The sequence below is a fragment of the Janthinobacterium kumbetense genome (assembly GCF_023703445.1).
GTDB lineage: Bacteria > Pseudomonadota > Gammaproteobacteria > Burkholderiales > Burkholderiaceae_D > Janthinobacterium > Janthinobacterium kumbetense.
The window spans coordinates 411,507-437,730 of sequence record NZ_JAMQGR010000001.1; the positions used below are offsets into that span (position 1 = coordinate 411,507).

Consider the following 26,224-nt stretch of genomic DNA (forward strand, 5'->3'; position numbering starts at 1 on the left):
GTTCAGTCTAGTCTTGTAAATTGGGCATTGTCTTGGACGTTTGAAACATTTGGCGGCGATAGTTGCTGGGCGTCATGCCGTAGCGGGCCTGGAAGGCGCGCGTCATGTGGCTCTGGTCGGCAAAGCCCACGCTCAGCGCCACGTCGGCCATGCTCAGTTCCGGGCGGCGCAGCAAGCCGCTGGCCTGGTCGACGCGGCGCCAGCGCAGCAGGTCGCCCGGCGAACAGCCCCAGGCCTGGCGGAACACGCGGGCCATGTGCACGGGATGCACATCCAGGGCGGCGGCCACGTCGGCGATGCGCAGATGCGTGTCATTGGCCAGGTCCATCACGGCTTCATACGCCTGGTGGGCCCAGCCGGGCAGGGCGGGGCGCGCCTGCCGGGGCGCCTTGTGCAGGCTGGCCAGCATCTCCCACGCGCCCGCTTCGAGCAAGGCGCCGTCGCCGCCGCGGCCCACTTCGCGCGCGAGCCGGAACGCGGCCGCCGCGCTGGCCGTATCGCGCAACACGGTGGCGCACTCCTGGGCCGCATGCAATTCCTCGGCGCCCGACAGCAGGGCAGGGTCGAGCGATACCGTCATGAAACTGCCCTTGCCATCGACGAAGCGGTCGCGGTGCGTCGTGCCGGCAGGATTGAAAACGAGGGTGGGCGAAGGCGCGCGCGGCGGGGCGTGCAGGGCGCTGGAAATATACGTGCCGGACAGAACGAAGACGAAGTGGGCATCGTCATGCCGGTGCGTTTCGACTTCATCCTCGCCACGCGTGGCCTTCAGGCGGCGGATATCGAAGATGCTGCCGCGCGCGCCGTGATGCACGTCGCCATAGAATTGGCCGGATTTGAACTGGAGTGGAGTGGTCATATCGGCATGGTATGTGCGGCCGCCCTGACGGGCGAGCGCGGGACGACGAATGGCGCCAGACGCAGGATGAACGGTCGATTCGGGGAAATGCACGGAATGTGGGACGGCGGCTCAGGCCGGTTTTGCGTGGCCGCTGGCAGGCGTGCAGGGGTGCCAGGGCGGCTATGTGTAAAATTTGCGCAGCGTCCAGATGTCGTCGTCGATACTGGATCGCGCCAGGGGCGAGCCGCTGGAATGCCGGGCGCCGCCCGCCAGGCAGTGCCAGCGTCGTCATGAACTCTCCGACCGCCGGAAGCGGTCATCGATAAGGTCAGGTGCAATGCGTACATTGAATGAATTATTGGATAGTGAAGACCCGGCGTTTCCGCTGATCCGGCAATGGGTCAGCGAGGCCGACATCCCGGTGGAATTGCTGCCGCCCTCGGCCGGCAGGGAAGATGTGCTGCTGAGCCTGCAGGTCACCACGCGTTCCCCCCTTGGCGCGATCGCCTATGAAACGGGCGGCATCCTGGTGGATGACGGCTGGCTGCGGATATTGGGCTCGGGACATGGCAAGCTGGAGCGGAACCTTGCTACGTGGAACGAAGGAAAGGCCGAAGGCTTTCTGTTGGTGGCCGACGACGTGCTCGGCGGCTTTTTTGCCATCAACGGCGGCGCACTCGGGGCCGACCAGGGCAAGATGTATTACCTCGCGCCCGAGACGCTGGCATGGGAAGCGCTGGAGATCGGCTACACGGCGTTCGTCGAATGGGCTTTTACTCGCCAGCTGCGGCAGTTTTACGGCCGGCAGCCCGGCGATGCGCAGGATTTTGACGAATTGCCCGAATTGCCCGAATTGCCTTTGCCCGGCGACCTCTGCCTGAATTTTTATCCATTTCTGTGGACGCAAGAAGGTTCCCTCAAGACCAGCTCGCGGCGCGCCATTCCCGTGGAAGAGCAGTGGGTGCTCAACCTTGATCTGCAACAGAAGTTGCTGGACGCTCCTGCGGGCGCGAACTGAGGCATGGCTTGCGGGCGTCTTTGACGGCATCGCCCTGCGCATCCCGGGCCGGCGAAATGGCGTTTCAACCCCCGATTCGAGCGCTTTGTCGCAATGGCAGGCGCGCGCAAAGGGCAAGGGGATAGCATACGGTGGGCTTTCTCGCGATGCGCCGCCCGCCAGCGAGTGTCCGATACTGCCGCGGCAGGCATCGGACGCTTCTCAATGACCTCGATCAGGATGAATACGCATGAAATTGACCCTTCCACATGTCCTCTCCACTTGTCTGCTGGGCGCCTTGGGCGTTATCGGCAGCGCGCACGCGGCTCCCGCCGATGCCGAACTGGTCGCCTTGGTGCAGCGCCATGCGCAGGCGCAGAGCAACTTTGATCAAGTGGCCTTGAACGCCATCACGGCGGAGAATTATGTGGAAATATCGCCGGTCGGCGAGGTGGACGGGCGTGCAAAAATGCTCGCCTTCTATGCGCCGGAGCAGAAGCGGCCGAGTCCCCAGCTGCAGGTCGATGAACCGGTGGTGCGCCTGTTTGGCGATACGGCGCTCATCTCGGCGCGCCTGTCCTACCGTCTCAACCAGGACGGGGTAGCCCGCAATTTCGCCCTGCGCGCCGGCTATGTCGCTCGGCTTGTCGACAAGCAATGGCTGCTGGTCAGCGCACAGTACACGGGCATCCGCCCGCCGAAACCGTGAAGTGAGTCGTGCCTGGCGCCCGGCGGTGCCTGGCCAGCCTACAGCCGCGCCTCGTCGCCCCACACGTGCCGCATGCTGAAATGCATGCCGGCATCGTCTTCGTGCAGCGACGAGACGATGGCGAACTGGCTGTCGCCCGTGTCGCGCGGCGTCATCTGCGATAGCTCGGCGGCGGCCAGCGGCGCGCCCAGCGGGTCGCTGAGCGGATGCACGTGGCCGGCGCCCCGTTGCGTCACCACCCCCAGTTCGCCGCTGCGCAGGCGTACCAGGGTGCCGGGCGGATACTTGCCCAGCAGATTGACGAATTGCTCGCCCAGCAGCGGGTCGATGGGCACGCCCTGGTCGAGGAAGATGTGCTGCAGCGCCTGGTCGGGGACGATGGAACGGCGGTAGTTGCGCGCCGAGACGCGGGCGCAATAGCGGTCGGCCAGGCCGATCAGCTTGGCGTTTTGCAGGATTTCATCGGCCGTGCGCCCCTGCGGGTAGCCGCTGCCGTCGTCATTTTCATGGTGCAACAGCACGCAGCTCAGCCATTCCTCGTCATCGACGCCGGCGCAGCGCAGCAATTCCGTGCTTTCCTGCGGATGCTGGCGCACGATGCGCATTTCATCGTCGTTCAGGGGGCCGCGCCGGTCCTGGAAACTGTCGTGGTGGCGCAGCATGCCCACGTTCATCGTCAGCGCGGCCGCGCCGATCAGCAGCAGTTCATCGTGGGACTTGTGCATGCCGCGGCCCACCAGCATGGCCAGCAAGGCCGTTTCGATGCAGTGGCGCACGGCGTAGCTGCCGGCGATCTGGTTGAGCAGGATGCTGGCCAGGGCGATATCGGCATCGTGTTCGAGCGCGCGCAGCAGTTCGCGGGCGATGTCGCGCACGTCGCGCTCGGCATTGCTTTCGCTGCGCAAGTCGAGCAGCAGCCGTTCCAGGCGCTGCGCCGCCTCATTGAGCAAGCGCAAGACGGATGGCTGGTCCGGCGCGCCCACGTACAGGCCCAGCTGCAGCAAACGGCCCAGCTGCGTGCCATCCGTGATGATCTGCCCCTTGCGCAGTTGCGGGCCGGCACTATGGTCAGCCAAAAACAGATCCCAGGGCAGGGGTTCGCCGGGAACCAGGTCGGCCGGGCCGATGCGACGCTGTACCATCTGTCATCCTTTGCCCCGCCGCAGCGAAGCCATGTTCAGTGCTCGGTTATATGCTGCGCAGGCGCTCCAGCGCCAGGCGCAAGGTCTCGTCTTTCTTGGCAAAGCAGAAGCGCACGATGCCCGACTCCTTGCCCTGCACGTAAAACGCGGAGACGGGAATGGCCGCCACCTTGATTTCCGTCGTCAGCCATTCGGCGAACTGCGCTTCGGTCTCTTGCGAAATGGCGTCGTAGCGCACGCACTGGAAATACGTGCCGTCGGCCGGCAGCAGGGTAAAGCGGCTGCCCGCCAGGCCGTCGCGGAACAGGTCGCGCTTGCGCTGGTAAAACGCGGGCAAGTCCAGGTAGGGCTGCGGGTCTGCCATGTAGCCGGCGATGCCGTGCTGCATCGGCGTGTTGACGGTAAACACGTTGTACTGGTGCACCTTGCGAAATTCCGCCGTCAGGGCTGCTGGTGCCGCCACGTAGCCGACTTTCCAGCCCGTCACGTGATACGTCTTGCCGAAGCTGGAGACGATGAAGCTGCGCGCCGCCAGTTCCGCGTTGCGCGAAAGCGACGCGTGCGGCACGCCGTCGTACACCATGTGCTCGTACACCTCGTCGGACAATATCAATATTTGCGTGCCGCGCACGATGTCGGCCAGCGCGGCGATATCGGCCGGGCGCAAAATCGTGCCCGTCGGATTGTGGGGCGTGTTGATGATGATCAAGCGCGTCTTGCTGCTGACGGCGGCGGCCAGCTGGTCCCACGGCACGCTGTAGCCGGACTCGCCCACTTGCATGGACACCAGCACGGGCACGCCGCCGGCCAGCGCGATGGCGGGTAAATAACTGTCGTAGGCCGGTTCGATGACGATGACTTCGTCACCCGGGTGCACGCAGCACAGGATGGCCGTGGTGAGCGCCTGCGTGGCGCCGGCCGTGACGGTGATTTCCGTGCCGGCATCATAGCCGTGGCCGTACAAGCTGGCGATTTTCGCGGCGATGGCCTCGCGCAGGGGCGCGGCGCCCGTCATCATCGGATACTGGTTGTGGCCGGCGCGCATGGCGTCGCTGACGAGATCGACCAGGGCCGGGTCGCAATCGAAGTCGGGAAAGCCCTGGCCCAGGTTGACGGCGCCATGCTGGGCCGCCAGGCTGGACATGCGGGTAAACACGGTGGTGCCCACGAGAGGCAAGCGGGTGGTCAGGGTGGGAGTCGTGCAGGGCAGGGACGGGCTGTTCATGAGCGGTAGGGGCGCGGTGCGGAAAGTGGAATCGTGTCTCATTCTAGCGCAGCGCGCCCCGTTGCGTGCGGGGCTTTGGCGCCTCAGCCTGGCAAGGCCCAGCCTTCCGGCACCATGATCTTGAACATGCCGGCCTTGGCCGTCTTGCGGGCCAGTTTCAGCAGGGCCTTGTCCTTGGTGATGAGGATGTCGGCGTTGGCGTCGCGCGCCAGTTCGAGGAATTTCTGGTCATCCTTGTCCGTGCAGACGGGCAGGCGCACGCCGGAGACGGGCGGCGCCACCACGCTGATATGCGCGTCGAAGCGGGCGGCGGCGACGGCGCGGCTGGCTTCGTCGAGCGGCAAATGTTTGTAATGCAACACGACCAGATATTCCGCACGGCAATCTTCGCGCGTGATGGCATGCACGGCACCGCTTTCTATGGCCGCCAGCAGGGGCGCCCAGCGCGGGTCGTTGAAGACGAACAGGTCGAGGCAAACGTTGGTGTCGAGGACGAGTTTTTGTGGAGCAGGTATCATGTCGGCAATTCTATTCTGTAGTGATAATTTATGTTGATCGTGCTTTCGCCCGCCAAGAGTCTCGACCTGGAGACGCCGCCAACAACCTCGTTGCACAGCACCCCCGATTTTCTCGACCATTCCGCCCAGCTCATAGCCCGCATGCGCCAGTTTTCGCCCGCCGAAGTGGGCAGCCTGATGGGCATTTCCGACGCCTTGTCGGCCCTCAACGTGGCCCGCTACGCTTCCTGGACGCCCAAGCTGGCGGAAGCGCGCCAGGCCATCATGGCTTTCAATGGCGACGTGTATGCCGGTTTCGAGGCGCGCAGCCTGCAGCCGGCCCAGCTCGACTATGCCCAGTCGCGCGTGCGTATCCTGTCGGGCCTGTACGGCTTGCTGCGCCCGCTGGACCTGATCCACCCGCACCGCCTGGAAATGGGCACGCGGCTGTCGACCACGCGCGGCAAGGATCTGTACGCATTCTGGGGCGACACCATTACCAACGGCTTGAACCGCACGGCAAAAGAGCAGGGCGCAAAGGTGCTGGTCAATCTTGCTTCCGAGGAATATTTTAAATCCGTCAAGCCGCGCCAGCTGGACGTGCCCGTCATCGCGCCCGTGTTCGAGGACTGGAAGAACGGCAAATATAAAATCATCTCGTTCTACGCCAAGCGCGCGCGCGGCATGCTGGCCCGCTATGCGGCCGTCAATGCCATCCGCGACCCGCAGCAGCTGAAGGAGTTCGACGTCGACGGCTACGGTTTCGTGCCGGAAGCGTCGAACGATACCAGCTGGGTGTTCCGGCGCAAAGTGGGTGTATAAGTAAAAAAACCGGGCGAGCCCGGTTTTTTCTTATCTTACTGCCAGAATTTCCACCACTTGCGTTCCTTGTTCACCCCTTCCGGGCTGAGGAATGCCGTGTTCGGGTAGTTCTTGGTCAGCACGCGCAAGGCGTCGTCGCGCAAGTCGGTCAAGCCCAGCTTGTCATATGAGCGGTACATGATGAACAGCGCTTCTTCGATGGCCGGCGAAGCGGCAAAGTCGCTGACCGTCGTTTGCGCGCGGTTGGCGGCGGCCAGGTAGGCGCCGCGGCGGTAGTAATAGCGCGCCACGTGCACTTCGTATTTCGCCATGGCATCGACCAAATAGTTCATGCGGGCCAGCGAATCGGGCGCGTATTTGCTATTTGGAAACTTGTCGACCAGTTGCTTGAAGGCGGCAAACGCTTCGCGCGTGGCTTTCGGATCGCGCTCGGTCGGATCTTGCTCGTACAGGAAGTTCAGGAAGCTGATCTGGTCGTTAAAGCTGATCAGGCCCCGCAAGTAGTACATATAGTCCACATTGGCGTGGTTCGGATGCAACTTGATGAAGCGTTCGACGGCAGCCAGTGCCTGAGCCTGGTCTCCCGACTTATAATACGCGTAAGCGATCTCCATCTGCGCTTGCAGAGCATAGTTGCCGAAAGGATAGTTAGCCTCCAGCTTCTGGAACAGGCCGATTGCAGCTTCATAGTGCTGCCCGGCCATTTCTTCACGCGCCTCCGAGTATAATTTCGTAACGGACCAGTTTTTGGTCTCATCCACTTTTTCAGGCAACAAGCTGCAAGCGGACATGCCGAGCAGAACGACTGAAGCGACTACCAACGATAATTTTTTTTGCATGACGTTTTGCAAGAAGGTTTTAACCAAGATTTTACAATAGGCTGATTATAGCCGATGGGAATGCTGTGATATTAACTCCGAAGCCTAATTTGGCTGACCCCGCGTTTGACTCCCTTTCTGACCATGTTGCCGAAGAGGCGTTTGACGGCGATTTTGCCGCCGACGACGTCTTCGAGGAAATGGCCCCGATTACATTGGAACTGACGCCGGACGCCTGCGGCCACCGCCTCGATAAAGTCATCGCCCAGCTGGTGCCGCAATACTCGCGCAGCCGCTTGCAATTGTGGCTGGAAGCCGGTTTCGTGACCGTCGATGGAAAAGTTGCCAAACGCAACATGACCGCCTATGGCGACGAGAAGATCGTCATTCTGCCGCAAAGCGCGCCGGAAGACGAGGCTTTTAAGCCGGAAGCGATGGAATTGAACATCGTGCACGAAGATGAGCATATCATCGTCATCAACAAACCGGCCGGACTGGTCGTGCATCCGGGCCCCGGCAACTGGTCGGGTACCCTGCTCAACGGCCTGCTGCACCACTGCCCGCAGCTGGCGGGCGTGCCGCGCGCCGGCATCGTGCACCGCCTGGACAAGGATACGAGCGGTTTGATGGTGGTCGGCAAGACCCTCGCTTCGCAAACGGACCTGGTGCGCCAATTGCAGGCGCGCACCGTCAAGCGCGAATACTTCGCGCTCGTGTGGGGCACGCCGAAGGCGGCGGGCACCATCGACGCGTCCATCGCGCGCCACCCGCGCGACCGCGTCAAGATGGCCGTCTCGGAAAACTTTACGGCCAAGCCCGCCATCACGCACTATGAATTGATCGGCAGCGGCGAACTCGACCGCCGTCCCGTGAGCCTGATGCAATGCCGCCTGGAAACAGGCCGCACGCACCAGATCCGCGTGCACATGCAGCATCTGGGTTTTGCGCTGGTCGGTGATTATGTGTACGGCAAGCAGCACCTGGTGTCCGTCTTCTCGCGCCAGGCGCTGCAGGCGCGCCGCCTGGGTCTCGTGCATCCGGGTACCCTGGAAGCGTGCGAGTGGATCGTGCCGCTGGCCGATGATTTCGCCCAACTGATCGCCACGGCCGGCATTCCCGAGCCGGAACAGGTCTGATGACGGCTGCCTTGCCTTATATCACTCCCCATTGGCCCGGCCTGCCCGCGAACGTGGGCGCGCTGGCGACCGTGCGCGCGGGCGGCGTCAGCCAGGGCCCGTATGGTGACGGGCAGGGCGGCGGTGGCTTGAACCTGGGCACGCACGTGGGCGACGAACCCGCGCACGTGGCAGCCAACCGTGCGCGGCTGGCTGGCGCCTTGCCATCCGAGCCCGCTTGGCTGTCGCAGGTGCACGGCGTGGCCGTGGCCGATGCCGGCAAGCTGGACGGTTGCGTGCCCGATGCCGACGCCAGCGTGGCCACGCAGCCTGGTGCCGTGTGCGTCGTGATGACGGCCGATTGCCTGCCGGTGCTGTTCTGCTCGACGGATGGTATGGTCGTGGGTGCGGCCCATGCGGGCTGGCGCGGCCTGGCCAATGGCGTCTTGCAGCGCACGGTGGACAGCATGCGCGCGCAGGGCGCGACGGATATCCTTGCCTGGCTGGGGCCGGCGATTGGTCCACAGCAATTCGAGGTGGGACACGACGTGTTGCAAGCGTTCCGCGACGGCGCGCGCGATGATGCTGAGCGGCAAGTGTTGAGCGCTTCCTTCGTCGCCATCGATGGCAAGCCGGGCAAGTATCTGGCCGACATCTATGCGCTGGCGCGCACCATGCTGCTGCGCGACGGTGTGGCGCAAGTGGCAGGCGGGGAATATTGCACCGTCAGCGATGCGGCGCAGTTTTACTCGTACCGGCGCGATGGCGTCACGGGAAGACAGGCCAGCTTGATCTGGCGCAAATAATCTGCACGGCAGACACTTATGTGTCTGCCGTTTTTGTTTTATCGTCTGCTGAGGCAAGCGCGCGGGCATGCCGTTCCGCGATGCGCGCCGCCTTGCGTTTGCGTCTCCTTGAGCCCGTCAGATAGAATAGGATGGACAGCGGGATGACGCAGTACAGCACGAAGGTCATCACCCCGGCGACGATGGACGGTTCCGTCAGCGCCATGAGGCCGACGACATAGATCCAGGCAACAGCGGTCATGAGCATCATTGGTATTGGCAGTCAGTAAGAGTTTGCATGCAGGTGGCCCGGAAGTAATTATTTATCAATTCTTGAATGGATTTATATAGCTATGAACATGCCCGATCCTCAAATGATGACCAAGGAATGGATGGCGCAGATCAGCAATCCTGAACAGTGGAAGACGTGGTTCAACATGGTACCGCAGCCCGCCGGCAATCCGATTGCCGGCATTTTGCAGGATGCGGGCGCCAGCATCAAGCCGGAAGCGATCGAGCAACTGAAAAATGCCTACGTGGCCAAGCTGACGGGCTTGTGGGCAGACTTTATGGCCGGCAAGGCGCCGGAATTGAAAGACCGCCGTTTCTCCGCGCCCGCCTGGCACGCCAGCCCCCTGTCGGCCTTCAATGCGGCGGCCTACCTGCTGAACGCCGAATTTCTCAGCGCCATGGCCGACGCCGTGGAAGCGACGCCGCACCAGAAGCAAAAGATTGCGTTTGCCGTGCAGCAAATCGTCGACGCCATGTCGCCCGCCAATTTTCTTGCCACCAATCCCGACGCGCAGCAAACCCTGATCGAGACCAAGGGTGAAAGCCTGGCCAAGGGCTTGAGCAACATGCTGGCCGACATGGGCAAGGGGCGCATTTCGCAGTCCGACGAATCGGCCTTCGAAGTGGGCCGCAACGTGGCCACCACGCCGGGCACGGTGGTGTTCGAGAACGCGCTGTTCCAGCTGATCCAGTACACGCCGACGACGGCCACGGTACACCAGCGGCCGCTGCTGATGGTGCCGCCGTGCATCAATAAATTCTATATCCTTGACTTGCAGCCAGAAAACTCGCTCGTGCGCTATGCGGTGGAGCAGGGCAATACCGTGTTCCTGATGTCCTGGCGCAATCCGGACCTGAGCATGCAGCACCTGACGTGGGACGATTACGTCGAGCAAGGCGTGATCGAAGCCATTCGGGTCACGCAGGACATTTCCGGCCAGGACAAGCTCAATATGTTCGGCTTTTGCGTGGGCGGCACCATCGTCTCGACGGCGCTGGCCGTGCTCAAGGCGCGGGGCGAGAATCCGGCCGCCAGCCTGACCTTGCTGACCACCTTCCTCGATTTCTGCGACACGGGCGCGCTCGACGTCTTTATCGACGAGCCGCAAGTGGCGCTGCGCGAGCAGACGCTGGCCAAGGGCGGCCTGATGTCGGGCCGCGACCTGGGCAGCACGTTCTCCAGCCTGCGACCGAACGACCTCGTGTGGAACTACGTGCAGTCGAATTACCTGAAGGGCAAGGAGCCGCCCGCGTTCGACTTGTTGTACTGGAATGGCGACGGCACGGGCTTGCCGGGTCCCATGTTTTGCTGGTATCTGCGCAACACCTACCTGGAAAACAGCTTGAAAGTGCCGGGCAAGCTGACGGTGGCCGGCGAAAAGGTCGACTTGAGCAGCATCGACGCGCCCGCGTTCATCTACGGTTCGCGCGAAGACCATATCGTGCCCTGGGGCGCGGCGTACGCCAGCACGGCCGTGCTGAATCCGAAAAAGCCGAAAGCCAACCGCTTCATCCTCGGCGCCTCGGGCCATATCGCCGGCGTGATCAATCCTGCCTCGAAGAAAAAGCGCAGCTACTGGAGCAATGACGCGGGCAAAGGCGCACGCACGGCGAAAGCCAAGCCCTTGACGGCCGAACAGTGGATGGAAGGCGCGACCGAGCATGTGGGCAGCTGGTGGCCCGAATGGGCGGCCTTCCTGGCTGAACACGGCGGCGCGCAGGTGAAGGCGCCGGGCAAGCCGGGCAGCAAACGCCACGCGGCAATCGAGCCGGCGCCGGGGCGGTATGTTAAAGTCAGGGCGGACTAGTTTACAAAAGCTTCTGGCCCGGCAAGACCGGCGTAATCTCCGGTCTTGTCAGGAATCTACTTTTAGTTGCGTTGCAATAAATGCGGGAATCTACTACCCTGATGTGCAATGGAGCCGTTTTCCACTCTATAATGGAAAACGTAGGCAGGTGCGAAAGCGGACCCACGTTCGCTTTTTTTTCGGATTAACTCAGTATGCGCTGCGGCGCAATAAGTGGAACTTGTGATGAGTAGTGCAAAAAAAAGTATAGACCGCCTGATTAAAAAATATCCCAACCGCCGTCTGTATGACACGCAAACCAGTTCCTACATCACCTTGACGGACGTCAAGCAGCTGGTGTTGGACAATGAGGTGTTTACCGTCGTCGATGCCAAATCCAATGAAGATTTGACGCGCAGCATCTTGCTGCAAATCATTTTGGAAGAGGAAGCGAATGGCGCGCCCATGTTCTCGAGCAGCGTGTTGTCGCAGATCATCCGCTACTATGGCCACGCCATGCAGGGCATGATGGGATCCTACCTGGAAAAGAACGTGCAAGCGTTCACCGATATCCAGCACAAATTCACGGGCACGTCGGCCGGCAGTTTCGAAGGCAAGCCCTTCAGCCCTGAAATGTGGACCCAGTTCATGAATGTCCAGGGCCCGATGATGCAAGGCATGATGAACAACTACATCGACCAGAGCAAGAGCCTGTTCGTGCAGATGCAGGAACAGATGCAGAGCCAGAGCAAGAATCTGTTCGGCACGTTCCCGTTTGTGCCGCCGGTGCCGCCGACGGACAAAAAGTAAGCCGCAGCCAATGCGGGCCACACAACGGCACAGGAATTCCTGTGCCGTTGTGCTTTGCGGATGTCATGCCGGCGGCTGCCGATGCTGACTGCTATTGCTTCAGTTGTTGCAGCGTGGAGAGCAGGTCCTGGTTTGAATGCTCGAGCTTCCATGTTTTGGCATTGTCCATGGAACTGTAAATGCTGACGCGACCCTTGAAATCTTCCTGGATATTGAGCGCCAGGCCGGAAGGGAAAATCATTGGCGTCTGACGCAATGTATATGGTGCATACGGCCCCCAGGTTTGACCGTCGTCGCTGCTGACCAGCAGTGCGCCCTCGTTATACATGCCCGCTTCCATCAGCAATCTGCCGTCATTGAGCGGCGCCACGGGCGACATCAGGACTTTGAACGGCGAAACGATCGTTTTCCAGTTCTGGCCGCGATCCCGTGAAATATAGGCGTCGGGAAATCTTCCTGCCAAGCCAGCCGCTACCAGGACGCTTTCCGTCCCATTGGGTTGATGGGTAAATTGCGTCAGGTTTTTCTTGTGTGGACTAAAGCGTTCGGTCAACTTGCCCGTGCTGTAATCGAGTTCGCCGATCAAGCCGCTTTCCAGCGCATAGCCGATGCGGCCCGCGTCTTGCCACGTCCAGAGTAAGCCCGGGCCATGTAGCCAGGATCCGGGCAAGGTGGCGTGGTACACGGATCGCCAGTCACCAGCGTCCAGCTGGTGCGCATGAAAAATGTTCAACTCGTCACCCTTGCGATGCATCACGTACCAGCCAACCGTGGGGTTGCCCCCGATGCGCAGCAGATTGCCGGGCGGCAGGTTGCCTGTATCGACAGGCGACAGCTGCTCACTGTCACGCGCCTTGCGGAGCAGAGAACCGGATTCGCCTACCGCAATCAACTCGGCATTGGGCAGGTCGACAGGAAACACGCAGGACAGCGACTCCACCGATGGCGCATTGAGGATGTTCCATAGCCCTTGCGTCGAGCGCATCAGGACGGCACCCATGCGGCTGGCGGCAGCCACCCGGCCATCGGGCATTTCGGTGGTGCACTCGGCCCCAGCCGGGTGGGCGCGGGCAAATTGCTCGACATCGTCCTGGGCGTGGCGTGGCGTGCTCCAGCCAGGAGCGGCAGCAGCGCCGAACATGGCGTTGTAGTCAGGGGCAAAGCGCTGGATCAATTCCGCATTCGATGTCACCTGGGCGCTACGGCCGTATTGCACGCCGAAATTGCCGCGTGTCACAATCAGCCGGCCCAGATCCGTCGATTTACCCGCTTCGATCTTGAAGCTTCCCACGATGGTCGAGTACACATGCAATAGCTTGTTGGCACGGGTATCGATCAATTCGACAAACTCATACTCTCCAGGCGGCAGGGCGCCAATGAACAGGGACGTATCGCCTGCCATCGCGCTCTCGACCTTTTTCATCACCAGGTTTTCGGAGACCAGCTTGAAATCACTGCGCTGCTCCCCCGACACGACACGGCGTAACTTGATCATATTGAAACCGTAAATATCTTTGGTATTCGATGTGATGCTGACCGCCACCGGGGTTTCTCCCGATTGTGCATGCATTTTCAGTGGATCAACCACCGAGGTGTTGACGGCGCAGCCGCTCAGCAGCAATGCGCTCAAACCGCAAGCCGCGACAGCCAGGCGCCGCGCTTTCAGATTGGAAAAGAAAAAAGACATGGGACTCATTTAGTTTTTTAAAAAACAATTATATGCCAGTCATTAGTTTCTTTGTGGCATTATTTTTTAATTTCTTGATACCGGTGATGCGTGGCGGAACCTGCTTCAAGCACTGACCCGATGGCAGTGGCCGGAACAAAGTTGCGATTGAAGCGTTGCAGATACGGCGGCAAAAGGACTCAGCGCTGACAGCAAGGGGCGGCTCGGGGTACAATAGCCGATTCGCCTCACCATTTTCTAGCTGCCAACTATGTCTGAAATTCACCGTATTCCCGTTCCTTCCGCCCAGCCCGAGGCCATGCTGGCCATGCCAGGTGCGGCGCCGAAAGTGGGCTTTGTCTCGCTCGGCTGCCCGAAAGCGCTGGTCGACTCCGAACAAATCCTGACCCAACTGCGCGCCGAAGGCTACGAAACGGCGAAATCCTACGCTGGCGCCGATCTGGTGATCGTCAATACCTGCGGTTTTATCGATGCTGCCGTGCAAGAGTCGCTCGACGCCATCGGCGAAGCGCTGGCTGAAAACGGCAAAGTGATCGTGACCGGCTGCCTGGGCGCCAAGAAAGATGCTGCCGGCGACGACATCATCATGAAGGTGCACCCGAAAGTGCTGTCCGTCACGGGCCCGCACGCGCTGGCCGAAGTGATGGATTCCGTCCACTTCCACCTGCCGAAACCGCATGCGCCTTTCCTCGACCTGGTGCCGCCGCAAGGCGTCAAGCTGACGCCCAAGCATTACGCCTACCTGAAAATTTCCGAAGGCTGCAACCACCGCTGCAGCTTCTGCATCATCCCGTCGATGCGCGGCGACCTCGTCTCGCGCCCGATCGGCGAACTGATGATCGAAGCGGAAAACCTGTTCAAGGCCGGCGTCAAGGAATTGCTGGTCATTTCGCAAGACACCTCGGCGTATGGCGTGGACGTGAAATTCCGTTCCGGCTTCTGGAATGGCCGTCCCGTGAAGACCCACATGACGCAGCTGACGGAAGCGCTGGGCGAACTGGCCAAGTCCTATGGCGCCTGGGTGCGCCTGCACTATGTGTATCCATACCCGCACGTGGACCAGATCATCCCGATGATGAGCGGCGGCCACATCCTGCCATACCTGGACATTCCGATGCAGCATGCGCACCCTGACGTGCTCAAACGCATGAAGCGTCCGGCCAGCGGCGAGAAAAACCTGGACCGCATCCAGGCCTGGCGCGCCATCAACCCGGACTTGACCATCCGCTCGACCTTCATCGCCGGTTTCCCTGGCGAAACGGAAGCGGAATTCGAATACTTGCTCGACTTCCTCAAGGAAGCGCAGATCGACCGCCTCGGCTGCTTCGCGTATTCGCCTGTCGAAGGTGCAACCGCCAACGCCATCGACAATCCCGTGCCGGAAGAGCTGCGCGAAGAGCGCCGCGGCCGCGTCATGCTGCTGCAGGAAGAAATTTCCAAGAAACGCCTGCAAGCCAAGGTCGGCAAGACCGTGCGCGTGCTGATCGATGAAGTCACCCGCTCCGGCGGCGTGGGCCGCTCGTCCGCCGACGCGCCGGAAATCGATGGCGTCGTGTATGTGAAGCCGCCATTCGAACCGCACCGCAAGCTGGCCGTCGGCCAGTTCGTCGATGTGACCATCACCTCGGCCGACGCGCACGACCTGTGGGGTGCTGCTGAGTAAAAAACGTCCATGCCGGCGTTGCGCTGCCTTGCCGTACAGCAAGGTACTGCCTGCGGCAGCGCGCCTTGGCCTGAACGTTTTTACGCGGTGAAGATGATATTTGACAAGGTGTAACACTCTGTCATACGTACGGCATTGACGGGCTAAAGCCCTTACAATCAAGGCGGACCAGCACAGACTGGCCCGCCTTTTTTATTTGCCGACGACGCCATGACCACACCCAAATCCCCCCAGACGGCGCTGATCCACAGCGATTACCAGGCGCCGCAAGGTTTTGCGGCGTTTCCCCATGCCATCCATCACGCTTCGACCGTGCTGTTCAAGGACGTGGCGGCCATGCGCTCGGGCGACTGGAAAGAAAAGAACGCCTACACCTACGGCTTGCACGGCACGCCCACCACCTTCACCCTGGAAGCGCGGCTGGCCGAGATCGAAGGGGGCAAATACTGTCTGCTGGCGCCGTCGGGCCTGGCGGCCATCGCCATGGCGGACTTTGCCCTGCTCAAAACGGGCGATGACGTTTTATTGCCGGAAAACATCTACAACCCGAACCGCGAACTGGGGCGCTGGCTGGCGCAGGACTTTGGCATCACGGCACGTTATTACGACCCGCTGATCGGCGCCGGCATCGCCGCCTTGATCCAGGAAAATACCAAGCTGATCTGGACGGAAGCGCCCGGTTCCGTGACGATGGAAGTGCCGGACTTGCCCGCCATTTGCGCGGCCGCCCATGCGCGCGGCGTGCTCGTCGCCCTGGACAACACCTGGTCGGCGGGCCTTGCCCTGCGCGGCTTTGACCTGGGCGTGGACATCATCATGCAGGCGCTGACGAAATACCAGTCGGGCGGCTCGGACGTGCTGATGGGCGCCCTGATCACGCGCGAGCGGGCGCTGCACGACCGCCTGGCGCAGGCGCACATGCGTCTGGGCATGGGCGTGGGGGCGGACGACGCCTACCTGGTGCTGCGCGGCTTGCCCACGATGAAATTGCGCTTCGACGCCCACGACCAGGGCGCGCGCACGGTGGCCGCCTGGCTCAAGGGGCGCAGCGAGATCGTTACGGTGCTGCATCCGGCCTTTGAAGATTGCCCGGGCCACGCCATCTGGCAGCGCGATTTCACAGGTGCGGGCGGCCTGTTTTCCGTGCTGTTCGATGCCCGCTACACGGAGGCGCAGACGGACCGCTTCGTCGATGCCTTGCAGTTGTTCAAGATTGGCTACAGCTGGGGCGGCGCGAACAGCCTGGTGATGCCGTACCGCATCGCCGCCATGCGCAAGGGCTGGAAATTGCCGGGCCAGCTGGTGCGCCTGAACGTGGGACTGGAAGATCCGCAGGATCTGATCGCCGATATCGAACGGGCGTTCGCGGCGATGTAGCGGCAAGCGGGCAAGCACGATAGCTTGCCCACAAGCAATTTACAGGGGCACGGGCTTGTTGTTGTTCAAGTCGAGGAAGCCGCGCAGCAAGCGGTAGGCTTTCCACAGCCAGGCCACGCCCCACACGAGGAAGGCCAGCGGGATGCCGATCAGCGTGATCCACAGGATGGCGCCCACGACGATCCAGGCCACGTACCACCAGAAGGAACGGATCATCCAGCTGTGATGGCTGTACACGAAGGTCCCGGCCGCCTCGTCCCGCTTCACATAATTGATGATGAGCGGAATGAAGGAAAACGCGCCCAGCGAAAACACGAAGCTGGCGCCATGTATCAGGTACAACCACCAGGCCAGGTTCCTGGTCTGCTGGAGTTGGGTATCCAAAATAATATCTTGTGACATGAAGGCTCCCGTCGTTGCTCAATTTTTAATTGTAACAAGCAAAGCGGCGCGGGAGCGCAGTCCATGGAAAAAGGCAGAATACATTGTTGAAACGAAATCGCTATCCCACCCTGGCCGCGCGCGCCAGGTCATGGCTGCGCCAGGCTTTGCCGGCCCTGCTGCTGTGCGCCTCGGCGGCCCATGCCGCCGGCGCCCCGCTGGAGGCGGAGTTTGCCGCCGGCTTGAAGGACGAGGGTTTGGCGGGCGCCGTCTGGAGTGAAGTCTTGCCTGACGGAACAGTCAAAGTCGGCGCGTCCGGCCTGCGCGATGCCGCCAGGCGCATGCCCATGCAGGCGGATACGCGCATGCAGGTGGGTTCCGTGGGCAAGGTGGCGCTGGCGCTGGGCGTCTTGCGCCTGGTCAGCGAAGACCGGCTCACGCTCGACACGCCCCTGCAGCAGGTGCTGCCGGAACTGGCGCTGAAAAACCCGTGGCAAGCAAGCGACCCCGTGCGCATCCGCCACCTGCTGGCGCATACGTCCGGCCTCGACAACGTGCGCTTCTGGCAGGCGTTCAGCCTGAACCCGGCGCCGCAGACGCCGCTGGCCGACGCTTTTGACGGCGACCGCAACCTGCTGCGCGTGCGCGCCCGGCCCGGCAGCCGCTATGCATATTCGAACATGGGCTATGGCTTGCTGGGCATGGTGATCGAGAAAATCACGGGCCAGCCGTACGAGCGCTATCTCGACGCGCAGCTGCTGCAGCCGCTGGGCATGGCGGACAGCACGTTCGCCTTCGTTACGCAAGTGAGCACGCAACTGAGCGCGCAGGCGGATGCGCAGGCTGATCCGCGCCTGGCCATGGGCTACTTCGAGCATGGCGTGGCGCAGCCGGCCGTGCCCCAGTATTTGCGTCCGGCCGCGCAATTTACCACCACGGCGGCCGACATGGGCAAGCTGGCGCAATTCCTGATGGGCGACGGCAAGCTGCAGGGCACGCAGTTCATCGACCTGGCGCTGATGGGCGCCTTGTCCGAACCGGCTGGCACGGATGCGGCGCAGGCGGGCCTGGCAACGGGCCACGGCCTGGCGCTGGCCGTGCGCGACCGCCACAATGTGGTGGGCGCCTGCCACCCGGGCACGGCCGTGGGTTTCCGCGCCATGCTGTGCCTGTATCCGGAGCAGGACAGCGCCTTTTTTGTTGCCTTCAATACGGATGCGGAGCAGGCCGACTATGAACGCTTCAACCGCCTGCTGCTGCGCGACCTGGAACTGCCGTTGCGCGCCCCGGCACCGCGCGGCACGCCCGCGCCCACGGTGGAAAACTGGCAGGGCGTCTATTTGCCGTCGCCCAGCCCCATGGCCAGCATGGCCTGGGTCGACGCCGTCTTCGGCTTTACGCGTGTGAAATGGGATGGCGAATCGCTGTTCCTGATCCCGTTCCAGGGCGAGCCGAAGGAGCTGGAACCGGTGGGCGGCTTGCTGTTCCGCGCCAGCGACCGCAGCACGCCGTCGCACGTGCTGATGCAGGAGGATGGCAAGCATGTGCTCAGCGACGGCTTGCGCAGCTATGAGCGCGCGTCGATGCTGCGCATGCTGGTGCTGTGGGGCAGCCTGGCCCTGGGTGCGGCGGGGATGCTGTACGTGCTGGTGGTGGGCGTCTGGCGCGCCGCGCTGCGCAGCCTGGGGCGGGGCGACCACCTGTTCGCGCCCTTGCTGTCGCTGCTGGCGCTGCTCCTGCCGCTGCCGTTCTTCTATTTCCAGTCCTACCTGCGCCTGGGCGACGTCACCATCGCCAGCGTGCTGCTGGCGCTGACGACGGGAGCGCTGCCGCTGGCGACGGCGTTCGGTCTGGCGCGCTGCTGGCGCAGCCGCGGCACGGCGGCCGAGGCGGGTTCGTGGGCAAAATGGGATTGGGTGGCCTTGCTGGCGGCCTTGCAACTGCTGCTGGTGCTGGCCTGGTGGGGACTGCTGCCGCTGCGCCTGTGGCACCTGTAGCCGGCGCTCAGCGCCAGGCGTGCAGCAGCCGGCGCCACCAGCGTTGCGCTGGCCTCGACTGGCTGCCATGGCCGGCGCGGCCGGCCCGCTTGGCGCGATAGCTGGCGGCCGCCATCTGCAGGCCGATGCGGTCCATCGCCGCCATCGCGTCCGCCTCCTGCGGCGACAAGCCATGCCGCAACGCGTGTGCACGGGGTTCCAGCAGGAAGGCGGCACGCAGGGCGTCGTCCGTGTACAGCCTCGCCAGATAGGTTTCCAGTGCGGGGGAACTCATGCGTTTCGCCCCGCGCGCAAGGCCGCGCGCGCCAGCTCCAGCTGGTCCAGCACATGCTCGAACGACGGGTAATTGCCGTCGCGTTCGACGATCACCGTCAAGGGCTGCGGCGCCTGGCGCGCCAGCACGGTCAACAGGGCGAAGACGGCGGGCGGCACGTCGTGCAGATGGTCGTCCAGCAGGCGCTGGCCGCCGCCAGGCGCGTCGATCCAGTGGCCGCCGCTCAGGTGCACGGCGCCGACCCTGTTCAGGGGCAGGCGCAGCAGCAGTTGCTCCGGGTCATGCCCGAAATTGACGGCGTTCGCATACAGATTATGCAGGTCCAGCAGCAGCGGCACTTGCGCGCCGTCAAGGATGTGCGTCAGCCACCCGGCTTCGTCCAGCGTGCTGGCGGGCGGCTGGATCAGGGTGGCGATGTTTTCCATCAGCGGCGCGCTGCCGACGATGCGCGTGGCCAGCGCGATATTGGCGATGGCGCCGGCGGCGCTGCGCGGCGTGCGCGGCGGCGCCGCCAGGTGACCGATTTCCACGCCGCCGGCGCGCACGAAACTCAGGTGCTCGGACCACGATTCCGCTTGCACCTCCTTCATCAGGCGCGCCATCGCATGCAGGCGGCGCGGATCGGCGGGAATCGTCGACGCCAGCCCCATGCCCACGCCGTGCAGGCTGACGGGCACCTGGCGCGCCAGGCTGCGCAAGGCGGCGATGCCGGCGCGCGCGGCGTGGTAATAGTCGTCGGCGATCACTTCCAGCACGTCGATGTGCGCCAGGTTGGACAGGATGCCGGTCGCCAGTTCGCCGCGCCAGCCCAGGCCGACGCGGTCGCGCGCGCTCCCCTGGCTAGCTGCCACAGCCGCCGCCACCGCTGCAACCGCCGCAGCCGCTGCCGCAGGAAGAACCGTCGCCGCCGCCCGACGAGCCGCCGCCGGAGTCGCCCGAGCTGCCGGACGAGGAGTCGCCGCCGCCGTTTTGCCGCGGTACCGGGTACAGCTGGGTGACATACGCGTACACCGACGGCGGCAGGGCGCCGAGGCCGAAGATGGCCGCCAGCAGGGCCATGTCGGCGCTGCTGCTGCCCGCCTGCAGGCGCGATGAACGCATGTTCAGCCGGCCAAACAGCATGCGCAGGTCGGTCAGCAGCCGCTGCGCGCTCCAGCTGGTCGCCTGGGTGCGCAAGCCGCGCAGCATGAGCAGGAAGATCGCCAGCAGCAGCGCCAGGAACAGCAGGTTGTAGTGCTGGCGGCTGATGGCGATGACGGCCTTGACGGCGGCCACCGTCAGCAGCAGCCAGTGCGCCGTCCAGGTGATGCGCTCGCGCCGGCGCAGCAGCGGCGGGCCGACCAGCAATTGCTGCTGCGTCAAGGTCTCCAGGTAGGCGCGGCACGACGGCAGCATCTCGGCTTGTACTGCCAGTTCCTTGCTGTGGCCCTGGCGGCCCAGGTACAGCTGCAGCACGTCGCGTTCGATGTCATGGCTGGCGAAGCGCAGGCTGTCGGCGCTGGCTGTTTCCAGCAGCGGGCCGTCGGCGCGCAGCAAGCCGCGGTCGACCAGCACGACGGCGGCGACTTTCACGGCTTCGAGGGCGCCGCCGCGCAGGAAGGCGATGCGGTAGGGGTCATCGGCCAGCGACAGCTGGGCATGCGGATTGCGCAATTCCATGCGTATCAGCAGCTCGCGCGCCAGGTAGTACACGAGCATGCCAAAGACCAGGTAGGCGAGCAGGAACCAGGGCCCGCTCCAGTCGAACGGATTGGCGCCGTTCACCGCATCTGCTCCGCGTGTTCGCGCAAGTGTCCGGTAATCGTCATCAAGCTTGTGAAGGCGGGCAAGGCCTGCCCCGGCGCCAGGCGTGCCGTTTCGCGCGCCGCCGACATGGCTTGCAGGGCCGCGTGCAGGGCTGGCTCGCCCAGCTGGTCGACAAACGCTTCGAGCGCCTGCTTGCCGGACAGCCCGGACTTGCCTTCCAGCTGCGCCAGCGACGCCGCGGACGAGCGCAGGGGGCCGGCTGCGTCGGCGATGGCGCCGGCCAGCTGTTCTTCATTCAGGCTCACCAGCAGATACCGTTCGCGCATGCGCACCTGCTGGTTCAGCAGCACTTGCCGCAAGCGCCGCAGCACGGCGTCGCGGTTCGTGCGCAGGCTGGCGAAAGGGTCGGCGCCGTGCAGCACCTGGTGGCGCGCGATGATGTCGGCGAACTTGACGGCGAAGGCGTCGGCTGCCTGCGTCAATTCGCCCTCGAGCAGGAACATCACCTGCAAATCGATGGCGGCGTGCGCCAGGCGCAAGGGCCCGCGCAGCGCATCGGCCGCCTGCGGCGCAAAGCGCTTGAGCAGCAACAGCAGGTTGACGTCGGAGGTGGCGCGCACCTGGCCATCGGCGGCCGAGCCAAACAGCACGGCGGCGGCAAGGTCGTCACCAAAGGTGTTTTGCGCGGCGGCGACAAACACGTCCAGGTGGCGTTGTATCTCTTCTGGCAACGGTGGCGGCATGCGGTGTTCTTTCACGAGGGGTTGGCAGGATGCGCATAAGTTTGCAATATAGCAAACTTATGCCATCGTGCGCGCACCGTCCGCCAGATGGCGCCGACTCAGGTCAATACGTTGAGCAAGCCATCGAGTCCCACGAAGTTCAGCGCCACGTCGGCCTGCGAGCGCACCACGGGCTTGGCGCGGAAGGCCACGGACAGGCCGGCGATGCCCATCATTTTCAAGTCGTTGGCGCCGTCGCCCATGACGATGGCCTCGGACGGGGAAATGCCCAGCTCCGCGCAGACTCTTTCCACCGTGCGCTGCTTTTCCTCGGCGTCGACGATGCCCCCTAACACCTTGCCCGTCAGCTTGCCGTCGACGATTTCCAGTTCGTTCGCATGCGTGTAGTCGAGGCCCAGGCGCTCCTTCAGGCGTTCGGTGAAGAAGGTAAAGCCGCCCGACACCAGCAGGGTTTTCAGGCCCGCCTTCTGCACGGCCGCCAGCATGGCTTCCGCGCCCGGCGACAGTTTTAAGCGTTCATCGTAGACGCGCTGCAGGGCCGACGCATCGAGACCTTCGAGCAGGGCCACCCGCTGTTTCAGGCTGGAGCCAAAATCGAGTTCGCCCCGCATGGCCGCTTCCGTGATGGCCGCCACCTGCGGCTTCAAGCCCTGCATGTCGGCGATTTCATCGATGCACTCGATGGTGATCAGGGTCGAATCCATGTCCATCGCCACGAGCTTGAATTCGCCGAGCTCGCGCTGGCCCATCATGTAGGTGGCGTCCAGCTGCGCCGCCTGGGCCGCCACTTCGATGGTGGGGCGCAGCGCGGGCGAATAGGCGATCTGCTCGCAGCGCACGGCGTTCGGTCCCAGGCGCGTGATGGACGTGGGTGCGGCCAGCGCGGCGATGCGCTCGAGGCGGGCGCTATCGCCGTCCAGGCCCTGCAGGATCAGATTCATGGTGATGGTCTTGGTATTGGTCATGGGTCAGCCCTGCATAAATGATAGGAATAGTCTAAACCGTCAATTGCTTGATGGTGGTCTTGATCTGCGTCACGCGCGCGGCCAGGTCCGGCATGGCCGCCGTGATTTTCAGCTTGTCCTGGCCATGCAGCTTGATATGGCGGTTCTTCTGGATCAAGTCGATGATGCGCATCGGGTCGATGGGCGGCTTGGCCATGAATTGCAGGGTGGCCGCCTCGCCATGCACGTCGATCTTGACGATGCCCACGGTTTTCGCGGCGATGCGCAGGCGGTGCGTCTCGACCAGGGCCTTGACGGCGTCGGGCAGCTTGCCGAAGCGGTCGATCAGCTCTTCCTGGATATCGTCGATCTTCTCCTGCGTGGCGCAGTTGGCCAGGCGCTTGTAGATCGACAGGCGCTCGTGCACGTCGCCGCAGAAATCGGCCGGCAGCAGGGCCGGCACGTGCAGGTTGATCTCCGTCGTCGACGCCAGCGGCGCGGCCAGGTCCGGCTCCTTGCCCGCTTTCAGCGAGCGCACGGCTTCGTTGAGCATGTCCGAATACAGCTGGAAGCCGATTTCCGTCATCTCGCCGGACTGGCTTTCGCCCAGCACCTCGCCGGCGCCGCGGATTTCCAGGTCGTGCATGGCCAGGTAAAAGCCGCTGCCCAGTTCTTCCATCTGCTGGATGGCGTCCAGGCGGCGCTGCGCCAGCTTGGTGAGACCCTGCACGTCGTGCACCAGCAGGTAGGCGTAGGCCTGGTGGTGCGAGCGTCCGACCCGGCCGCGCAGCTGGTGCAGCTGCGCCAGGCCGAACTTGTCGGCGCGGTGCATGATGATGGTGTTCGCCGTCGGCACGTCGATGCCCGTTTCGATGATCGTCGTGCACAGCAGGATGTTGAAACGCTGGGCGACGAAGTCGCGCATGACTTTTTCCAGATCGCGCTCGTGCATCTGGCCGTGCGCCACGGCGATGCGCGCCTCGGGCAGCAATTCCGTCAGCATGGCCAGGCGGTTCTGGATGGTTTCCACCTCGTTGTGCAGGAAGTAGATCTGGCCGCCCCGTTTGAGTTCGCGCAAACACGCTTCGCGGATGATGGCTTCGCCTTCGCTGCGCACGAACGTCTTGATGGCCAGGCGCTTTTGCGGCGCCGTGGCGATGATGGAAAAGTCGCGCAAGCCTTCCAGCGCCATGCCCAAGGTGCGCGGGATCGGCGTGGCCGTCAGGGTCAGCACGTCCACTTCCGCGCGCAGGGCTTTCAAGGCTTCCTTCTGGCGCACGCCGAACCTGTGTTCTTCGTCAATGATGACCAGGCCCAAACGGGTAAACTTCACGTCGTCGGACAGCAGCTTGTGCGTGCCGATGACGATGTCGATGGTGCCGTCGGCCATGCCCTTGAACGCTTGCGTGATCTCCTTGCCGCTGCGGAAGCGCGACAATTCCGCGATGCGCACGGGCCAGTCGGCGAAGCGGTCGGCGAAGGTTTGCGCATGCTGCTCCGCCAGCAGGGTGGTGGGTGCCAGGATGGCCACCTGCTTGCCGCCCATGACGGCGATGAAGGCGGCGCGCAGCGCCACTTCCGTCTTGCCGAAGCCGACGTCGCCGCACACGAGGCGGTCCATCGGTTTGCCGGAAGTCATGTCCTTGATGACGTTGTGGATGGCTTCGGCCTGGTCCGGCGTTTCGTCGAAGCCGAAGCTGTCGGCGAAGCGCTGGTAGTCGTGCGACGAGAATTCGAACGAATGGCCCTGGCGCAGCGCGCGCCGGGCGTACAGGTTGAGCAGCTCGGCGGCCGTGTCGCGCACCTGTTCGGCCGCGCGTTTTTTCGCCTTTTCCCACTGGCCCGAACCGAGCGAGTGCAAGGGCGCGTCTTCCGGAGACGCGCCCGAATAGCGGGAAATGACGTGCAGCTGCGACACGGGCACGTACAGCTTGGTGTCCTTCGCGTATTCGAGGTGCAGGAATTCTGTCTCGCCTTCGCCCAGGTCCATGCTGGTCAGGCCCATGTAGCGCCCGATGCCGTGGTTTATGTGCACCACCGGGTCGCCGATCTTCAGCTCCGACAGGTCGCGCACCATCGATTCGACCTGCGTCACGCCTTCCTGCTTCTTGGTGCCGACGCGGCGGCCGGAACCGGCATACAGTTCCGTCTCCGTGATGAAGGATAAATGACCTTCCGGCGTAAACAGTTCGAAGCCCGCATGCAGCGGCGCCACGCCCAGCATCAGCTTGGCGTCGGATTGCAAAAAGCCGTCGCTGCCTTCCACGGGCGTCAGGTGCAGGTCGTATTCGGTGAAGTACTGCTGCAGGGTTTCGCGGCGGCCGTTCGATTCGGCGCAGATCATCACGCGGCGGCCCGCTTGCAGCAAATAGCTGCGCAGGTTGGCCAGCGGATCGTCGGCGCGGCGGTTGACGGCGATGTTCGGCACGGGGGCCGACAGTTCGGACGCCAGCGCATCGTTCGATTTGGCGATCGCCAGGCGTGGGTACGGCTTGGCCAGGCCGAAGAACTGTTCGTCGGACAGGAACAGCGATTCGGGCGGCAAAATCGGCCGTTCGCGGTCGGCTTTTAAGAAGCGGTAGCGCGACTGCGTATCGGTCCAGAAGCGGCCGATGGCCGCATCGATCTCGCCCACCAGGGCCAGCGAGGCGTCGGGCGGCAGGTAGTCGAACAGCGTGGCCGTCTGTTCGAAGAACAGGGGCAGATAGTATTCGATGCCGGCCGAGGCGATGCCGCTGCTGATGTCCTTGTAGACGACCGAGCGCGATGGGTCGCCCTCGAACTGTTCGCGCCAGCGGTTGCGGAAGGTGGTGCGCGCCGCTTCATCCATGGGAAATTCGCGCCCCGGCAGCAGCCGCACTTCATGCACGGGGTACAGCGAGCGCTGGGTGTCCGCATCAAACGTGCGGATGGTTTCGATGGTGTCGCCGAACAGGTCGAGGCGGTAGGGCAGGGCGGAACCCATGGGGAACAGGTCGAGCAGGCCGCCGCGCACCGAGTATTCGCCGGGCGACATCACTTGCGACACATGGCTGTAGCCGGCCAGGGTCAGCTGCGACTTCAATCGCGCTTCGTCGAGCTTTTCGCCCTTCTTGAAGAAGAAGGTGTAGGCGGCCAGGAAGGATGGCGGCGCCAGGCGCACCAGCGCCGTGGTGGCCGGCACGATCAGCACGTCGCACTGGCGCGTCTGGATTTCGTGCAGGGTGGCCAGGCGCTCGGAGACCAGGTCCTGGTGCGGCGAAAAGGCGTCGTAGGGCAGGGTTTCCCAGTCCGGCAGCAGGTGGCAGCGCAAGTCCTTGCCGCCAAACCACGGGATTTCATCGAGCAGGCGCTGGCCGTCGCTGGCCTGCGCCACCACCACGGCCAGCATCTGGCCCCGCGCTTTTAATTCCAGCGCGGCCAGCGCCAGGGCATAGGCGTCGGATGAACCATACAGGGCGGGCAGCGCGTAGCGGTTGCCGGGCTTGGGGAGGGCTTTTGTTAAGTCTAAGGACATGCAGGCGATGACACTAGTGGCAGAGGCAGTTGAGTGGGACAGCTGTGGTGCGCGCAGCGCCGCCAGTGACGGCGCTG

Annotated in this window: 24 protein-coding genes; 10 read left to right on the forward strand and 14 right to left on the reverse strand. The window is 63.4% G+C overall.

Translation table 11 applies throughout. The annotated features are described in order from the left end of the window. Nucleotides 1-7: 7 nt before the first annotated feature. Nucleotides 8-859 (reverse strand): helix-turn-helix transcriptional regulator, encoded by an 852-nt coding sequence (locus NCG91_RS01770; RefSeq protein WP_251348322.1) that lies wholly within the window; start codon nucleotides 857-859, stop codon nucleotides 8-10. Between the two features lie 319 nt (nucleotides 860-1,178). Here NCG91_RS01770 and NCG91_RS01775 point away from each other — a divergent pair, with 319 nt between their 5' ends. Both NCG91_RS01775 and NCG91_RS01780 read left to right on the forward strand, forming a co-directional pair. Continuing rightward, on the forward strand, nucleotides 1,179-1,859 hold the full coding sequence (locus NCG91_RS01775) for a DUF2625 family protein (RefSeq protein ID WP_251348323.1): 681 nt from the start codon (nucleotides 1,179-1,181) through the stop codon (nucleotides 1,857-1,859). A gap of 229 nt (nucleotides 1,860-2,088) precedes the next feature. Then, nucleotides 2,089-2,547 (forward strand): nuclear transport factor 2 family protein, encoded by a 459-nt coding sequence (locus NCG91_RS01780; protein WP_251348324.1) that lies wholly within the window; start codon nucleotides 2,089-2,091, stop codon nucleotides 2,545-2,547. A gap of 38 nt (nucleotides 2,548-2,585) precedes the next feature. On the opposite strand, the gene NCG91_RS01785 is transcribed toward NCG91_RS01780, so the two are convergent. The 3 genes from NCG91_RS01785 to NCG91_RS01795 all read right to left on the reverse strand — a co-directional run bounded on the left by NCG91_RS01785 (nucleotide 2,586) and on the right by NCG91_RS01795 (nucleotide 5,432). Beyond that, the gene (locus NCG91_RS01785; protein WP_099667534.1) at nucleotides 2,586-3,689 is read right to left on the reverse strand and encodes an HD-GYP domain-containing protein; all 1,104 of its coding nucleotides are present in this window, start codon (nucleotides 3,687-3,689) and stop codon (nucleotides 2,586-2,588) included. A 46-nt stretch (nucleotides 3,690-3,735) separates the two neighbouring features. After that, nucleotides 3,736-4,914, reverse strand: coding sequence for a pyridoxal phosphate-dependent aminotransferase (locus tag NCG91_RS01790; RefSeq protein ID WP_251348325.1), 1,179 nt, complete (start codon nucleotides 4,912-4,914; stop codon nucleotides 3,736-3,738). A gap of 83 nt (nucleotides 4,915-4,997) precedes the next feature. Then, the gene (locus NCG91_RS01795) at nucleotides 4,998-5,432 is read right to left on the reverse strand and encodes a putative toxin-antitoxin system toxin component, PIN family (RefSeq protein ID WP_251348326.1); all 435 of its coding nucleotides are present in this window, start codon (nucleotides 5,430-5,432) and stop codon (nucleotides 4,998-5,000) included. A 30-nt stretch (nucleotides 5,433-5,462) separates the two neighbouring features. Between NCG91_RS01795 and yaaA the strand changes: the two genes are divergently transcribed. Beyond that, the gene (gene yaaA / locus NCG91_RS01800) at nucleotides 5,463-6,233 is read left to right on the forward strand and encodes a peroxide stress protein YaaA (protein ID WP_251348327.1); all 771 of its coding nucleotides are present in this window, start codon (nucleotides 5,463-5,465) and stop codon (nucleotides 6,231-6,233) included. A gap of 35 nt (nucleotides 6,234-6,268) precedes the next feature. On the opposite strand, the gene NCG91_RS01805 is transcribed toward yaaA, so the two are convergent. Then, nucleotides 6,269-7,072 carry an outer membrane protein assembly factor BamD gene (locus NCG91_RS01805; RefSeq protein ID WP_077405789.1) on the reverse strand — a complete coding sequence of 268 codons (804 nt, stop codon included), beginning with the start codon at nucleotides 7,070-7,072 and terminating at the stop codon, nucleotides 6,269-6,271. A gap of 89 nt (nucleotides 7,073-7,161) precedes the next feature. Here NCG91_RS01805 and NCG91_RS01810 point away from each other — a divergent pair, with 89 nt between their 5' ends. Next, nucleotides 7,162-8,187: an RluA family pseudouridine synthase gene (locus NCG91_RS01810; RefSeq protein ID WP_099667537.1), complete on the forward strand. Its 1,026-nt coding sequence runs from the start codon at nucleotides 7,162-7,164 to the stop codon at nucleotides 8,185-8,187. Next, nucleotides 8,187-8,972: a peptidoglycan editing factor PgeF gene (gene pgeF, locus NCG91_RS01815; RefSeq protein WP_251348328.1), complete on the forward strand. Its 786-nt coding sequence runs from the start codon at nucleotides 8,187-8,189 to the stop codon at nucleotides 8,970-8,972. Before NCG91_RS01810 ends, pgeF begins: the two co-directional genes overlap by 1 nt. Before the next feature lie 16 nt (nucleotides 8,973-8,988). On the opposite strand, the gene NCG91_RS01820 is transcribed toward pgeF, so the two are convergent. After that, the gene (locus NCG91_RS01820) at nucleotides 8,989-9,222 is read right to left on the reverse strand and encodes a hypothetical protein (protein WP_354004574.1); all 234 of its coding nucleotides are present in this window, start codon (nucleotides 9,220-9,222) and stop codon (nucleotides 8,989-8,991) included. Between the two features lie 82 nt (nucleotides 9,223-9,304). On the opposite strand from NCG91_RS01820, the gene phaC reads away from it, so the two are divergent. Next, nucleotides 9,305-11,050 carry a class I poly(R)-hydroxyalkanoic acid synthase gene (gene phaC, locus NCG91_RS01825; protein ID WP_251348329.1) on the forward strand — a complete coding sequence of 582 codons (1,746 nt, stop codon included), beginning with the start codon at nucleotides 9,305-9,307 and terminating at the stop codon, nucleotides 11,048-11,050. 225 nt (nucleotides 11,051-11,275) lie between these two features. Beyond that, nucleotides 11,276-11,839 carry a polyhydroxyalkanoate synthesis repressor PhaR gene (gene phaR, locus NCG91_RS01830; protein ID WP_010399000.1) on the forward strand — a complete coding sequence of 188 codons (564 nt, stop codon included), beginning with the start codon at nucleotides 11,276-11,278 and terminating at the stop codon, nucleotides 11,837-11,839. A 91-nt stretch (nucleotides 11,840-11,930) separates the two neighbouring features. On the opposite strand, the gene NCG91_RS01835 is transcribed toward phaR, so the two are convergent. Next, nucleotides 11,931-13,526 carry a hypothetical protein gene (locus NCG91_RS01835; RefSeq protein ID WP_251348330.1) on the reverse strand — a complete coding sequence of 532 codons (1,596 nt, stop codon included), beginning with the start codon at nucleotides 13,524-13,526 and terminating at the stop codon, nucleotides 11,931-11,933. 307 nt (nucleotides 13,527-13,833) lie between these two features. Here NCG91_RS01835 and rimO point away from each other — a divergent pair, with 307 nt between their 5' ends. Beyond that, complete coding sequence (gene rimO, locus NCG91_RS01840) at nucleotides 13,834-15,189, forward strand: 30S ribosomal protein S12 methylthiotransferase RimO (protein WP_251349207.1); 1,356 nt, start codon at nucleotides 13,834-13,836, stop codon at nucleotides 15,187-15,189. A gap of 210 nt (nucleotides 15,190-15,399) precedes the next feature. Next, nucleotides 15,400-16,566 carry a cystathionine beta-lyase gene (locus NCG91_RS01845; protein ID WP_251348331.1) on the forward strand — a complete coding sequence of 389 codons (1,167 nt, stop codon included), beginning with the start codon at nucleotides 15,400-15,402 and terminating at the stop codon, nucleotides 16,564-16,566. 39 nt (nucleotides 16,567-16,605) lie between these two features. Here the strand turns inward: NCG91_RS01845 and NCG91_RS01850 are convergent, their stop codons facing one another. Further along, on the reverse strand, nucleotides 16,606-16,968 hold the full coding sequence (locus NCG91_RS01850) for a DUF4870 family protein (protein ID WP_251348332.1): 363 nt from the start codon (nucleotides 16,966-16,968) through the stop codon (nucleotides 16,606-16,608). 86 nt (nucleotides 16,969-17,054) lie between these two features. Between NCG91_RS01850 and NCG91_RS01855 the strand changes: the two genes are divergently transcribed. Then, on the forward strand, nucleotides 17,055-18,944 hold the full coding sequence (locus NCG91_RS01855) for a serine hydrolase domain-containing protein (RefSeq protein WP_251348333.1): 1,890 nt from the start codon (nucleotides 17,055-17,057) through the stop codon (nucleotides 18,942-18,944). 7 nt (nucleotides 18,945-18,951) lie between these two features. On the opposite strand, the gene NCG91_RS01860 is transcribed toward NCG91_RS01855, so the two are convergent. From NCG91_RS01860 to mfd, 6 genes are all read right to left on the reverse strand, one after another. Beyond that, complete coding sequence (locus tag NCG91_RS01860; protein WP_251348334.1) at nucleotides 18,952-19,218, reverse strand: hypothetical protein; 267 nt, start codon at nucleotides 19,216-19,218, stop codon at nucleotides 18,952-18,954. After that, complete coding sequence (locus NCG91_RS01865) at nucleotides 19,215-20,069, reverse strand: MbnB/TglH/ChrH family RiPP precursor modification enzyme (protein ID WP_251348335.1); 855 nt, start codon at nucleotides 20,067-20,069, stop codon at nucleotides 19,215-19,217. Before NCG91_RS01865 ends, NCG91_RS01860 begins: the two co-directional genes overlap by 4 nt. Beyond that, nucleotides 20,059-20,982, reverse strand: a complete 924-nt coding sequence (locus NCG91_RS01870; RefSeq protein ID WP_251348336.1) for a TIGR04222 domain-containing membrane protein — start codon at nucleotides 20,980-20,982, stop codon at nucleotides 20,059-20,061. Before NCG91_RS01870 ends, NCG91_RS01865 begins: the two co-directional genes overlap by 11 nt. Further along, nucleotides 20,979-21,707, reverse strand: a complete 729-nt coding sequence (locus NCG91_RS27950) for a nucleotidyltransferase domain-containing protein (protein ID WP_285817002.1) — start codon at nucleotides 21,705-21,707, stop codon at nucleotides 20,979-20,981. Before NCG91_RS27950 ends, NCG91_RS01870 begins: the two co-directional genes overlap by 4 nt. A gap of 98 nt (nucleotides 21,708-21,805) precedes the next feature. Continuing rightward, nucleotides 21,806-22,648 (reverse strand): phosphoserine phosphatase SerB, encoded by an 843-nt coding sequence (serB, locus tag NCG91_RS01880; RefSeq protein ID WP_099668478.1) that lies wholly within the window; start codon nucleotides 22,646-22,648, stop codon nucleotides 21,806-21,808. A 55-nt stretch (nucleotides 22,649-22,703) separates the two neighbouring features. Further along, nucleotides 22,704-26,147, reverse strand: a complete 3,444-nt coding sequence (mfd, locus tag NCG91_RS01885; RefSeq protein ID WP_251348337.1) for a transcription-repair coupling factor — start codon at nucleotides 26,145-26,147, stop codon at nucleotides 22,704-22,706. Between the last annotated feature and the right edge of the window lie 77 nt (nucleotides 26,148-26,224).

Coding starts and splice junctions, on each gene's coding strand:
- NCG91_RS01770 (WP_251348322.1), bottom strand. CDS start 859: ATGACCACTCCACTCCAGTTCAAATCCGGCCAATTCTATGGCGACGTG.
- NCG91_RS01775 (WP_251348323.1), top strand. CDS start 1,179: ATGCGTACATTGAATGAATTATTGGATAGTGAAGACCCGGCGTTTCCG.
- NCG91_RS01780 (WP_251348324.1), top strand. CDS start 2,089: ATGAAATTGACCCTTCCACATGTCCTCTCCACTTGTCTGCTGGGCGCC.
- NCG91_RS01785 (WP_099667534.1), bottom strand. CDS start 3,689: ATGGTACAGCGTCGCATCGGCCCGGCCGACCTGGTTCCCGGCGAACCC.
- NCG91_RS01790 (WP_251348325.1), bottom strand. CDS start 4,914: ATGAACAGCCCGTCCCTGCCCTGCACGACTCCCACCCTGACCACCCGC.
- NCG91_RS01795 (WP_251348326.1), bottom strand. CDS start 5,432: ATGATACCTGCTCCACAAAAACTCGTCCTCGACACCAACGTTTGCCTC.
- yaaA (WP_251348327.1), top strand. CDS start 5,463: ATGTTGATCGTGCTTTCGCCCGCCAAGAGTCTCGACCTGGAGACGCCG.
- NCG91_RS01805 (WP_077405789.1), bottom strand. CDS start 7,072: ATGCAAAAAAAATTATCGTTGGTAGTCGCTTCAGTCGTTCTGCTCGGC.
- pgeF (WP_251348328.1), top strand. CDS start 8,187: ATGACGGCTGCCTTGCCTTATATCACTCCCCATTGGCCCGGCCTGCCC.
- NCG91_RS01820 (WP_354004574.1), bottom strand. CDS start 9,222: ATGATGCTCATGACCGCTGTTGCCTGGATCTATGTCGTCGGCCTCATG.
- phaC (WP_251348329.1), top strand. CDS start 9,305: ATGAACATGCCCGATCCTCAAATGATGACCAAGGAATGGATGGCGCAG.
- phaR (WP_010399000.1), top strand. CDS start 11,276: ATGAGTAGTGCAAAAAAAAGTATAGACCGCCTGATTAAAAAATATCCC.
- NCG91_RS01835 (WP_251348330.1), bottom strand. CDS start 13,526: ATGTCTTTTTTCTTTTCCAATCTGAAAGCGCGGCGCCTGGCTGTCGCG.
- rimO (WP_251349207.1), top strand. CDS start 13,834: ATGCCAGGTGCGGCGCCGAAAGTGGGCTTTGTCTCGCTCGGCTGCCCG.
- NCG91_RS01845 (WP_251348331.1), top strand. CDS start 15,400: ATGACCACACCCAAATCCCCCCAGACGGCGCTGATCCACAGCGATTAC.
- NCG91_RS01850 (WP_251348332.1), bottom strand. CDS start 16,968: ATGTCACAAGATATTATTTTGGATACCCAACTCCAGCAGACCAGGAAC.
- NCG91_RS01860 (WP_251348334.1), bottom strand. CDS start 19,218: ATGAGTTCCCCCGCACTGGAAACCTATCTGGCGAGGCTGTACACGGAC.
- NCG91_RS27950 (WP_285817002.1), bottom strand. CDS start 21,707: ATGCCGCCACCGTTGCCAGAAGAGATACAACGCCACCTGGACGTGTTT.
- serB (WP_099668478.1), bottom strand. CDS start 22,648: ATGAATCTGATCCTGCAGGGCCTGGACGGCGATAGCGCCCGCCTCGAG.
- mfd (WP_251348337.1), bottom strand. CDS start 26,147: ATGTCCTTAGACTTAACAAAAGCCCTCCCCAAGCCCGGCAACCGCTAC.